11 protein-coding genes are annotated in these 12,325 nt (G+C 35.2%); 6 read left to right on the forward strand and 5 right to left on the reverse strand.

Annotated elements, in window-relative coordinates:
* Positions 1-18: 18 nt before the first annotated feature.
* Together recG and HMPREF0367_RS04665 are read right to left on the reverse strand one after the other, a co-directional pair.
* A complete protein-coding gene (recG, locus tag HMPREF0367_RS04660; RefSeq protein WP_035401628.1) occupies positions 19-2,007 on the reverse strand; it encodes an ATP-dependent DNA helicase RecG in 1,989 nt (662 codons plus the stop codon).
* Positions 2,008-2,009: 2 nt separating this feature from the next.
* Entirely contained in the window at positions 2,010-2,777 is a 768-nt protein-coding gene (locus HMPREF0367_RS04665) for an LD-carboxypeptidase (RefSeq protein ID WP_035401630.1), read from the reverse strand.
* A 77-nt stretch (positions 2,778-2,854) separates the two neighbouring features.
* Here HMPREF0367_RS04665 and HMPREF0367_RS04670 point away from each other — a divergent pair, with 77 nt between their 5' ends.
* A complete protein-coding gene (locus HMPREF0367_RS04670; protein WP_035401633.1) occupies positions 2,855-3,337 on the forward strand; it encodes a peptidylprolyl isomerase in 483 nt (160 codons plus the stop codon).
* Positions 3,338-3,531: 194 nt separating this feature from the next.
* Here HMPREF0367_RS04670 and HMPREF0367_RS04675 read toward each other — a convergent pair whose 3' ends face one another.
* From HMPREF0367_RS04675 to ispD, 3 genes are read right to left on the reverse strand one after another with little or no spacing between them, the layout of a single operon-like run.
* Positions 3,532-5,847 carry an HAD-IC family P-type ATPase gene (locus tag HMPREF0367_RS04675; RefSeq protein WP_035401636.1) on the reverse strand — a complete coding sequence of 772 codons (2,316 nt, stop codon included), beginning with the start codon at positions 5,845-5,847 and terminating at the stop codon, positions 3,532-3,534.
* Between the two features lie 6 nt (positions 5,848-5,853).
* Positions 5,854-6,327, reverse strand: a complete 474-nt coding sequence (locus tag HMPREF0367_RS04680) for a hypothetical protein (RefSeq protein WP_022356627.1) — start codon at positions 6,325-6,327, stop codon at positions 5,854-5,856.
* Between the two features lie 14 nt (positions 6,328-6,341).
* Entirely contained in the window at positions 6,342-6,989 is a 648-nt protein-coding gene (gene ispD, locus HMPREF0367_RS04685; RefSeq protein ID WP_022356628.1) for a 2-C-methyl-D-erythritol 4-phosphate cytidylyltransferase, read from the reverse strand.
* 111 nt (positions 6,990-7,100) lie between these two features.
* Between ispD and HMPREF0367_RS04690 the strand changes: the two genes are divergently transcribed.
* The 5 genes from HMPREF0367_RS04690 (at position 7,101) to tilS (ending at position 12,319) form a co-directional block, all read left to right on the forward strand.
* A complete protein-coding gene (locus HMPREF0367_RS04690) occupies positions 7,101-9,608 on the forward strand; it encodes a translation factor GTPase family protein (RefSeq protein ID WP_035401638.1) in 2,508 nt (835 codons plus the stop codon).
* Positions 9,609-9,737: 129 nt separating this feature from the next.
* The gene (locus tag HMPREF0367_RS04695) at positions 9,738-10,061 is read left to right on the forward strand and encodes a cyclic-di-AMP receptor (protein ID WP_015535122.1); all 324 of its coding nucleotides are present in this window, start codon (positions 9,738-9,740) and stop codon (positions 10,059-10,061) included.
* A gap of 65 nt (positions 10,062-10,126) precedes the next feature.
* Complete coding sequence (locus HMPREF0367_RS04700) at positions 10,127-10,522, forward strand: Fur family transcriptional regulator (RefSeq protein WP_022356630.1); 396 nt, start codon at positions 10,127-10,129, stop codon at positions 10,520-10,522.
* 2 nt (positions 10,523-10,524) lie between these two features.
* Positions 10,525-11,064 (forward strand): rubrerythrin, encoded by a 540-nt coding sequence (gene rbr / locus HMPREF0367_RS04705; protein WP_015535124.1) that lies wholly within the window; start codon positions 10,525-10,527, stop codon positions 11,062-11,064.
* Between the two features lie 67 nt (positions 11,065-11,131).
* The gene (gene tilS, locus HMPREF0367_RS04710) at positions 11,132-12,319 is read left to right on the forward strand and encodes a tRNA lysidine(34) synthetase TilS (RefSeq protein WP_035401640.1); all 1,188 of its coding nucleotides are present in this window, start codon (positions 11,132-11,134) and stop codon (positions 12,317-12,319) included.
* Positions 12,320-12,325 lie beyond the last annotated feature (6 nt).

The following is a 12,325-nucleotide window of genomic DNA, read 5'->3' on the forward strand; positions in this document are numbered from 1 at the left end:
TGATCACCTATAATCATTCTAATCAAAATATTGTGCGTTTTCCAGCGCCTTATCTACAAATTCTAGAAGCGGCTTGTCATCATTACGGTTTAAGATTTCTTTGGCATCTTTGATGCAGGCTTCCATCATCGCCTTATCTTTTTGAAGATCACCAAAGACAAATCCCGGCAAACCGCTTTGTCGAACTCCTAACATATCTCCAGGACCGCGCATATGAAAGTCATACTCAGAGACTTGAAATCCATCGCTGAGTTCTTCCATCTTTTTTAATCTTTGTATTGCATTAGAGTCTTTGGTGTTGCTTAAAAGATAACAATATCCCTGCTTTTCACCACGTGCTACACGCCCTCTTAATTGATGCAGCGTACTCAAACCGAAACGATGGGCATCATAAATTACCATCAATGTTGCGTTCTTGACATCAATACCAACTTCAATGACAGTCGTACTGACAAGAATATCTATTTTATGGTTGGCAAAATCATTCATGATTTCTTCTTTTTCTTCCGAACTCATTTTTCCATGCAACAAAGATATGGCCACACTGTTTTTTAAGGTGCTTTTCATACCTTGATAGATGGAAGTAACACTGCGCAGATTCGTATCTTCATTGTCTTCAATGGAAGGACACACAACATAACATTGTCTTTTTTCAATTTGAATACCATCCAGGATATCTTTTAAAATGCTTGCCATGCTTTTGGAAGGGATGTATTTTGTGATGACGGGCTTGCGTCCTGCAGGCATAGTGTGAATATTGCTGATATCAAGATCACCATAGATGAAATGGGCATATGTTCTTGGAATTGGGGTGGCTGACATCATTAAAAAATCAACACTTTTCCCTTTTTCTAGTAATGAACGCCTTTGTTTGACGCCGAAACGTTGTTGTTCATCTGTCACGACAAGACCCAGATCTTTAAACTCAACTTGTTCTTGGAACAAGGCATGGGTGCCCACTACGATCTTGATTTTTCCATTGCTAAGATCCGTTAAGATTTGTTGTTTTTCTTTTGTGGGAAGGCTGGATACATATAGACATGTTTCAAGACCGAGTTTTTGCATGTTTTCATAATGCTGACGAGCTAAAATTTCTGTAGGTACAAGAAAAGCTGCCTGATGATTGCTTAAATAACAGGCATATATAGCTGTCATGGCTACAATGGTTTTTCCACATCCAACATCGCCTTGTACAAGGCGAAACATGATTTTACTGGATTTCATATCATTTAAGACAGCTTCGATGCTGGTCTGTTGATCTGAAGTAAGAGTATATGGGAATTGTTGGATCCATGTTTGAATCATGTTGCCATCAAATACCTTTTCTTGTTTATGAACATGTTCTTTTGTGTTTGCCTGCGAGGCTTGCATAACGCATTGAAAACATAAAAATTCCTGATATTTTAAAGTTCTAACCGCTTGATTCAGTTCGTTTTGCGTTTTTGGCTGATGGATCCAGCGAAGCGCCTGAGGGTAATTTAAAAGACGATATTTTTCTTGAAGTCTTAATGGAACGAGCGATTCCATTTGATCTACAAATTCTAACGCATTGGAAACCATAGTAATCATATCGTTTTGTTTGAGACCTTCAATCAAAGAATATACTGGCTTAAGTCCAATTTGTTCTTTTAAAGATTTGAAATTATATGTGCTGACAACAACTTTATTATTTCCCTGATAAACGCCAAAAAGGGATATTTTTTTGCCAAATGTAAATTGATTTGTCCACGGACGATTAAAAATCGTTATTTCTAATTCTTCATCCCATGAAATGACAGAAAACTTGGTCATTGAACGATTTTTTTGAAGTCGAATAACGCGGCAAACAGAAGAAATCAAACCTTCAAAACAAACATGCATAGATGGCTGCCAATCTTTATAGGGGATGGTTTCAATGGTTTCATATCGCATTGGGTATGTCTTCAAAAGGTCTTCAACAGAAAAAATAGACATTTTTTCTAAAAGCCGTTTTCTTCTAGGTGTTAATTTCAATAATTTTAGATCCATGTTTACGCTCCTTTTGATTTAAAACAGTATTCTTTTCCAATCCATACAGCTTTAGAATTTAAAGAATGGCCAACTTCATGCGTACGTATGATTCCAATTGGATATTTTGAAACATAAGATTCTAATAGATGATCTGTGCGTGTTTTATCTAATTCTGTAAATTGTCCTAAGATCAGACCGTTTATTTTATTGAATACACCCATCATTTCTAATTGTGTTAAATAAGTTATGATTTTGTTGATGTTTCCTGAATGGCTTTCTAAAAATAAGATCTTATCCTCTGTTTCAGGAAAATAAGAAGTGCCTGCCAGCTTTAAAAAACAACGAATATTTCCTCCGATTACGATACCCTTCATATTTTTCTTTTTAAGCCATGTGAATTTAAAAGCGTTTTGTGTATCTTCAATATTGAGGTTGTTTCGAAGTTGAAAAAGACAGGTTTTCTTTTTTGTTTTTGAATAGAGTGTATTTAATACAACACTAAGGTCGCTATAACCATAAAAGCAGGCAGAACCATTTTGATAAGCTTTAAAATCGATGAAAGGAATACATGTGTTTGCCAGATCACCTCCGGAAAGATCAAAAATTCCTTCAAGATCTAATTTACAGAACATGTTAAAATCATCTGCTTTTTCCTTTGCTGAAGCAGATTTAAACAAACTGTCACCTACAATAATCTGATATCCACTTTTTTCGAGTCTTGTAATTATTTCGTTTACTTTTGATTTATCCACTGGATCAGATAAACCAATCAGGCCTATTCTTTTCATAATAACAGTATTATACAATATCTTGATGAAAATGGCTTGTTTGTTGTATTATCTATGAGTAAATGGAAAGGATTATTATGAAAACAGAATTAATTTTGATTACAATGGAAAACGGTGATGAAATCAAGGCAGAGCTATATCCTGAAGCAGCACCTAAAACAGTAGAAAACTTTTTGAAATTAGTGGATGAAAAATTTTATGATGGATTAATCTTTCACCGCGTTATCAAAGGATTCATGATTCAAGGTGGTGATCCAACTGGAACCGGTATGGGTGGCAGTAAAGATACGATCGTTGGAGAATTCAGAGCTAATGGATTCCAAAATGATTTAGCACATACTCGTGGTGTTTTATCTATGGCTAGAACAAATATGCCTAATTCAGCGAGTTCACAGTTCTTTATCATGCATCAAGATGCTCCTCATCTAGATGGACAATACGCAGCTTTTGGAAAAGTAGTTGAAGGTATGGAAGCTGTAGATAAGATTGCATCTACAAAAACGAATTGGCAGGATAAACCATTAAAAGATCAAAGGATCAAAACGATTCGCCGAATTTGATCATTATTTTCTTAAATATTAAAAAACAGTAGAAATTTAGCATTTTCTACTGTTTTTTTGTCCTTTTTCCTATCTGAGGTGTGATAGATAATTAGCAGGATATACAAATGAAACGATCTTAGGTTTTAAAAGTGTGACAAAGCAATTGTTGAAACAAATAAAAGAAAATCTTTGTTAAAAGAAAAAAAGGGCTATTAGGCCTTTTTATAATGAAGTCGAAGTTGTTTTTTAAACCAAAGATTTAAGAATCTTTGTATAAATGGAATCATCACACAAACAATCAATACAAAGATAATTTGTGTAATATTCAAAGGAACGATATAAAAGAAATTATGGAAGAATATGATGGATATCGCAAAGAATGCAATCATACAAATAACAAGAAGATGTCTTAAACGGGTAAATGGGATACATGCTCCAGTAAGAACACATAAGGCATTAAAACCGGCAATTAAAGTACAAATGGTTGAGAACTGTTCGCTGTTGGTACTTAAAACTGGTGTTAATATAGAAGCTAAGATAACGGATACGACAACACAAATAGCTCCGGGTAAAGCACGTGAGAAGACATTGACAAGAAAGTTTCCTTCTACTCTTGTGGCGTTTGGTTCTAATGTTAAAATAAAGCTAGGTAATCCTGTTGCCAGTGTTGAAATAAGTGTTAATTGAATTGGCTGGAAAGGGTATTCGGTAAGCCATACTAGTGTTAATAAGCTTAAACCAAAAGAAAATAATGTTTTAACTAAAAACAGTGAGGCAGTTCTTTGGATGTTGTTTATGATGCATCGTCCTTCATGTAATATGGAAGGAAGTGACTTAAATTGATCATTTAATAAAACTATAGATGCGATTTTCTTGGCTGCTTCACTGCCAGAGCCCATAGCGATTGAGCAATCCGCTTCTTTTAATGCCATGACATCATTGACGCCATCTCCGGTCATAGCAACTGTGTGACCTTTTTCTTTTAAGGCAATGATCATTTCTTTTTTCTGTTCAGGCGTAACTCTTCCAAAAATGGCATGATCTTCGATTACTTGTCGTACATCTTGAATGCCTGTCATATCAATTGATTTTCCAGTTACTCCTGCTTCTTTTGCCAAAGCAGATACAGTTTTTTCATCATCGCCGGAAATAATCTTTAAATCGACGTTTTGTTTTTTAAAGTAGGAAAGAATCGTAGATGCATCCTTTCTTAAAGCATCTTGAATTAAAATAAAGGCAAGAATTTCAAAGTCACCGTATAGTTGATGATCTTTTGAGTTTGAACGTGCCAGGATCAAAGTTCGATACCCTTTATCTCCATATTCATTTAGTTTTTTTATAATTTCAGGATCTTGTTTTTGAATGATAAATGAATAGGCCCCCAGAATATATTTTGCATCTTGAAAAACCGCTCCACATGCTTTTCTTGAGCTCGAAAAAGGAATTATATCTTTTGTTATCTGAGTTGGCTCAATGTTTGATACATACTCACGTATAGCTTTAGCTGTTGTATTATCATCTTGTAAAGAAGAAAACATATTGGCAAGAGTTTGCTTGATCATAGATAAATCATGAGCTGTGTCAATATGAATTACTTTCATTTCTCCTTGTGTGATCGTACCTGTTTTATCCAGACACAATGTATCTACTCTGGCAAGTGTTTCAATGCAGTATAGTTCTTGGACAAGAACGTTTTTTTGTGTCAGCTTCATAACCCCGACACTTAAAGCAATACTAGTTAAAAGCACAAGGCCTTCTGGGATCATACCAACAACAGCAGCGACTGTTGAAAGAATAGCATCGTTTAAATCGGTAGGATCTGATAAGAATTGTTTTAAAAACAGCAACACTCCTGCAGGGAGCAAAACGATTGTGCTGAAACGAATGATCGATTGAATACTGTCACGTAACTGGCTTGGATAGCGTTTTTCACGTTTGGCATGTTTTAATATAGAATGAGCATATGTATCTTCTCCAACTGTAACAACCTGCATCTTAGCTTGTCCAGATACAATGATACTTCCAGAGAAGATGCTGTCATTTTCAAATTTTTCAATAGCATCGCTCTCTCCTGTTAGCATAGATTCATCGCATTCAATGCTGCCTTCTCTCAATACGCCATCGCAAGGAACCTGGTCACCAGATTTGATGATCAAGATATCGTCTTCAACAATTTGATCAATAGAAATACGAGATATGTGTCCATCTCTTAGAACATGTATTTTTTGTTGGTGAACCAAGGCGAGCTTATCTAATTTACGCTTTGAACGAATTTCCTGGATCAAACCAATGATCATGTTGAAGATAACGACAAGCATAAAAAGCATGTTTCGATAGGAACCCGTAAAGATGACTAAGACAGCTAAAACGACATTGATCATATTGAAAAAGGTAAAAACATGCTCTTTTAATATTTTTGTATATGTTTTGGAAACAGAAGCTTCCAAGGTGTTCTTTTTATGAGATAAAGCTTGATTAGAAGTTAGACCTGTTTCTTTATCTGTATAGCTTTTAACTTCCACTTTCATTAGACATCATCCTTTAATGTGTTGCAGGGGCGTCTCTCCTAAAGCTTCTACAGCTTGTGCATATGTGTCGATCGCAAGATTTTGTTCGATAGCCACCTGTAAAGAAAACATAAGCAAGCGGGTATCAAATGCCTGTAAATCTTTATTCATATAGATTGCAGGGTATTGAGACAGGCTGCTCAAGATTTTTTGGATATCTTCATTTGTTGGAACATTAGAAAGTCCATTAACCAGGACGTTTTCCATAGATACAGCTTTTAATCCATTTAATAAGGCAACGTAAGGTGTATTTGCCATCTGTACTAAAAGAACTTTTGAAATTGGAGAATGAGCTAATCTTAAAAGCCATTCTGCTGTACAGCTGACAACGATTTGTTTGCACATTGGATCGTTTTTATAGACGTTGATCGTATCAACGAGATTCTCATATGAATCTGTTTCATCTTGACAGTCATCAAAAATAAGTGCTGTGTATTCCATACAAATTCCTCTTTCTATTTCGGTAAATCACCAGGATTGGTAATCTTGATATTAGATGCGTTTCCTGTAACAACTTTGATCAAAGTGTTTGAATACCATTCGACAAGTTGTGCATCATCAGTGGCTTCTCTTTGATCCTCCAAAGCTTTTTGATGGCATTCTTTTAACAAGGATGTCTTAAAACACTGTGGAGTCTGGGCGTTATATAACAAAGAACGATCCAGGCTTTCTTTGACAAATCCATTTTCTACAATTTTTACAGTATCTACACTTGGAACCATTAATAAACAGGCATCGTAGTCTGAAAGTGTTTGTTTTAGTTTGTTGACTTCTTCCATGTTTAGATAGGGCCTGGCACCATCATGAATAAATACATGTTCGCTGCAAACCAATCTTAACCCATGAGAAACACTTTCCTGACGAGTTTTTCCTCCTATCGTGATCTTTACTTTATCTAGATTTTGATAAAGTTTTTCGACATATTCTTGTTCATGTTTGGCCACGACAAGAATGATTTCTTTACAGTCTGGATCTTCGTTAAATAAATTAACGCTTCGATCTAAGACACTGGTGCCATCACTGAATTTAAAAAAAACTTTATTAAAGTCTAATCGAGTTCGGCTGCCTTTACCGGCAGCGAGTATGCAAACACTGTAATTCATAGTGCATATATTATAACAGATTTTATGATACATGCACCAACCAACTGAGCTTTTTTAGAATGAGAGAACAACTTCTGTTATACTATATTCGAAATAAAAAGGGGACTTTCGATGAAGAGAATATGTGTTGGTATATTAGCCCATGTAGATGCAGGGAAGACGACCTGTGTCGAAAGCATGTTATATAATGCAGGAAATATAAGAAAAATGGGTAGGGTCGATCATCAGGATACGTTCTTGGATTATGATCAACAGGAACGAGATCGAGGCATAACGATTTACTCCAAAGAGGCTAATTATAAATGGAATGATAGCGAAATATATATTTTGGATACACCGGGACATGTAGATTTTTCAAGTGAAATGGAACGAGTTTTAAGTGTTCTGGATTTGGCAATTGTATTGATCAACGGACAGGATGGTGTACAAAGCCATACACAAACGATTTGGAAGTGTTTAGAACATTATAAAGTTCCAACTTTGATATTTATCAATAAAATGGATATTAGTTATCAAGCTAGAGAAGAACTTATGGAAGATTTGATAACAAAGATTCATTCAAACTGTATTGATTATTTAGATTCACAAAAAGATGAAAAACTAGCTTTGGTGAATGAAAATATGTTGAACGAATACTTGGAAGAAGGAAAAATATCACTAGAATCCATTCAGTCATCTATTTACAAGAGAGAGTGTTTTCCTTGTTTTTTTGGCTCGGCTTTAAAGAATGAAGGAATCATTGAATTAATGGATGCGCTTTGTGAATTAAGTCTGCCTAAAGTATATCCAGATGAATTTGGAGCACGAATTTTTAAGATCAGCAGTGATGAAAAAAATAATCGATTAGTTCATGTGAAAATCACAGGAGGTACGCTTAGCGCTAAACAAAAATTAAGTGAAGAAGAAAAGATAGATCAAATACGTATATACAGTGGTAGACAATTTACCATGGTCGATACGGCAGAAGCCGGTATGGTCTGTGCTTTAAAAGGGTTAAATGGATTTGAAGCGGGTCAAGGTCTGGGATTTGAAAAGGATATGTCAAAACCACTTTTGAATGCATATATGAATTATGAACTATTGCTTCCAGAGGGAGTCGATGCATTACAGATGATGCGTTATTTAAATATACTTTCCAGCCAGGATCCAAGTCTTGAAATCTATTATGATGAGGATAGAAAGAAAATATCTTTGAGCGTAATGGGCGCTGTACAAATTGAAGTTTTACAGAAACTGATCAAAGATAGAACAGGAGTAAGTGTAGGATTTTCTAATGGAAGTATTGTCTACAAAGAAACGATCAAAGAATCGGTCAATGGCGCTGGACATTTTGAACCATTACGACATTATGCAGAAGTTCATGTTCGCTTAGAACCGCTTAAAGATAAAGAGCGCATCGAAATCGCAAGTGAAGTTTCACAGGATGAATTAAGTGCTGCCTGGCAAAAACAAATCTTAAGTTCTTTACATAAGATTCATCATAAAGGCGTCTTGACTGGATCTATGTTAACGGGAGTAAAAATCATATTAACGGCAGGCAAAGGACATTTAAAACATACAGAAGGACAGGATTTTTACCAAGCCTCTAAAAGAGCAGTAAGGCAGGCATTAAAAAAAGCAGAAAATATTTTGTTGGAGCCATATTATCGCTTTGAACTGATCGTGCCAGGTGAAGTGTTATCAAGGGCTTTATATGATTTAGAAACAAAAAAAGCTCAGGTAGAAATCAAAGATAATCTTGATCAGACGATGACGATCAAAGGAATTGGGCCTGTGGCAAATTTAAGAAACTATCAGATTGATGTAGCAGCTTATACAAAAGGCATGGGAAGATTTTCTTGTGAACTGGACGGGTATTATCCATGTCAGGATCAAGAAACTATCGTGGCAAAAATTGGCTATGATGATCAAAAAGATCTAGCGAATCCTAGTGGCTCGGTTTTCTGTGCACATGGAGCAGGATACTATGTACCTTGGGATGAAGCGGATGAAATGATGCATATTCAGCCAAAAGAATCCGGATCTTCAACATATCAAAGTACGAGATATAAAGTGAATGAAGAAGAAATCAAAAGAGTCTTTGAGGCAGCTGGAGGAAGAAATAAAAAAGAAAAGAAGCAAATGCGAAAGCCAAAGAAAGATCTGGATATGAAAAAAACAACAATTCAATCTAATAAAGAATCTTGTTTGATCGTAGATGGTTACAATATGATCTTTGCCTGGGAGGAATTAAAACAACTTGCCAAAGAGAATATCGGGATGGCTCGAGAAAGACTTATTGATCTTTTAGTTAACTATCAGGGATATCGTGGAATTCGTTTGATCCTTGTCTTTGATGCCTATAGGATCAAAGACAATGCAACACATACAGAACATAGAGCCAATGTAGATATCGTATACACAAAAACATCGCAGACAGCTGATGCTTATATTGAAAAAGCCGTACATGATCTAAAAGGAAAATATGTTTTAAGTGTGGCTTCAAGTGATGGTTTGATTCAAAATGCTATCTTCGCTCAAGGCGCAAAACGAATATCTTCCAGGGAATTGGAGTTACAGGTAAACAATGTGAATAAAAAAGCGATGCAAGTGCTGAAAGAAAAATATCTAGATAAATAAATCTCAAAGAAATGCATTTGTTCGTTGATTTCAGTATAGTAATCAAAAAAGTTCTTTTAAGGAAACTTAACTTTTCCAGAGCATAGCTTGAGTGGTATAATACAAATAAAGATAAGGAGGGCTTATGTCATGAAACTCATATTGGCAATTCTTTCAAATGATGATAGTCCAGCCGCTAGCAATGCATTAAACAAGAATGGATTTCAGGTCACGAAACTGGCGACAACAGGTGGTTTTTTAAGAGCAGGAAATACTACTTTGATTGTCGGTTGTGAGGATGAAAAAGTACAGGATGCGATCAACATCATAGGTGAGTATTCAAGTAAACGTACAGAAATCGTTCCTAGTACCGCAAGCTATGATATTGGTCGTTATGCAAGTTTCCCAGTAGAAGTTCAAGTTGGTGGAGCCACTATTTTCGTATTGAATGTAGAACAATTTGTTAAGTTGTAAAATACTTGAAAAACTTTATTTATAGGATTAAACTAATAATAGTTCTTAGTTAGGAAGGTGGCTAGATGGGTACCAGAAACTCAGTGCAACGAGAGTGGATCTATGATTACATTCAGCGCCAGGATGCGCATTTAAGTGCCGACGAGATCTATGAAGGTCTTCTAAAAGAGGGAAAGAATATTTCATTAGCTACAGTTTATCGTAATTTATCGATCTTAGTTGATGAATATAAAATTGCCTCTGTCATGACTGATTCAAAAAAGCAGGTCTATGATAAAACATGTAAACCTCATGATCATTTTGTTTGTACTAAGTGTCACAGAATGTATGATATAGATTTGCCTTATGATCGTTCTATCGAAGCTAAATTTGCCAAACAGCTTGATATTTCAATTGAATCTCATGCATTGACTTTATACGGTATTTGTCATGATTGCCATCAAGAAAGAAGAGGTAAATAAAAATGGAATTAAAAGGATCTAGAACAGAACAGAATTTGCAGACAGCTTTTGCAGGTGAAAGTCAGGCAAGAAATAAGTACACTTACTTTGCTAACAAAGCTCGTCAGGAAGGTATGAACCAGATTGCAGAAATCTTTGAAGAAACTGCTCGTAACGAACAGGAACATGCTCGTTTATGGTTCCAGCATTTAAATGGTGGAAAAATTGGAACAACTGCTGAAAACTTAAAAGCGGCTGCTGAAGGTGAAAACTATGAATGGACTAGCATGTACAAAGAATTTGCAGAAGTAGCTCGTGAAGAAGGATTTACAGCTATCGCATTCCAGATGGAAAAAGTTGCTCAGATCGAAAAAGAACATGAAGAACGTTATTTGAAACTTTTGAGCAATGTAGAAAATGAAAAAGTATTCTCTGGTGAAGAATCAGATACTTGGATCTGCGGAATCTGTGGATTCAAATACACTGGTGTAAATGCTCCTAAAGCTTGCCCGGTTTGTGGATATCCTCAGGCTGTATTCAGAAAAGAAGCTAAAAACTACTAAGATGTTTTTTGACCATGATATCGTGCATATTATGGTCTTTTTTTTGACCTTGTGTTAGAATAGACATATGCAAAAAAAGATAATCGTGGCTTGTTCAGGCGGTCCTGACAGCATGGCGCTTCTAGACAAATTATATAAACAAGGGCATACGATCATTGTGGCCCATGTCAATTATCATAAACGAGATACTGCAAATCGAGATGAAAAAATTGTAAGGGATTATTGCCAAGAAAGATCAATTGAGGTGGAAGTACAGGAACCCACTTTTGATAACAAGTCTAATTTTCAAAGTTGGGCAAGAAAGGTGCGTTACGACTTTTTCTTTGAACTTGCCACAAAGAATGATACAGATCAAATATATGTTGCCCATCATCTCGACGATCATTTAGAAACGTATCTTTTTCAAAAAAGTAGAAATATGCTTTGTGACCATTATGGGCTCAAGTCAGAAAATATCATGAAAGGTATGAAGATCATACGACCTTTACTGCATGAAACAAAAACGCAGTTAATGGAGTATTGTGATCAAAATAATATAGAATACGGAATTGATGAGTCTAATTTAGGAAATGATTATACGCGAAACAAGATTCGTCATTCTCGGATTGAAAAGATGAGTTTATTGGAAAAATTGCGATTAAATGAAGAAATACAAAAAGAAAATATTAAGTTAAAAGACAAAAGAGAAAAAGCTGCTTCCTTTTTAAAAGGATGGGATCGTTCGATAGATACATTGTTAAAACAGGAAGATGCCTGGTTTATATTAGAGTATTATCTGCATTTAGAGATTGGGAATCATTATTCTAAAAAACATATGAAATCTCTAATTGAACAGCTTCAATCCAATTGCTTATTAGAAATCGATGGATATTATCTTGAATCTTATGAAGGAATGCTGTATTTTAAAAAAATAAAAGAGAATAAGAGCTATACTGTTTCTTATCTTGAATACATCACAGATGATAGCTTTAGCCTATTAAAAACAGGGAAAGTGATTGAATCGATCTATGTATCTGAAAAGGATTTTCCTCTTGTGATTCGAAGCGTAAAACCAGGAGATCAAATCAAACTTAGATATGGAACCAAAAAGGTTTCAAGGTTTCTAATTGATAGAAAGATTCCTAAAATTTATCGTAAAGAATGGCTTGTGATGGAAAATTCGGAAAAAAAAGTGATATTTGTGCCGGGGATTGGTTGTGATGTCGAACATTTTAGTATCAAACCTAATTTGTTTATGGTACAATATTTGACGTGATTTAAG

Source organism: Faecalitalea cylindroides ATCC 27803, from assembly GCF_000469305.1.
GTDB classification, from domain to species: domain Bacteria; phylum Bacillota_I; class Bacilli_A; order Erysipelotrichales; family Erysipelotrichaceae; genus Faecalitalea; species Faecalitalea cylindroides.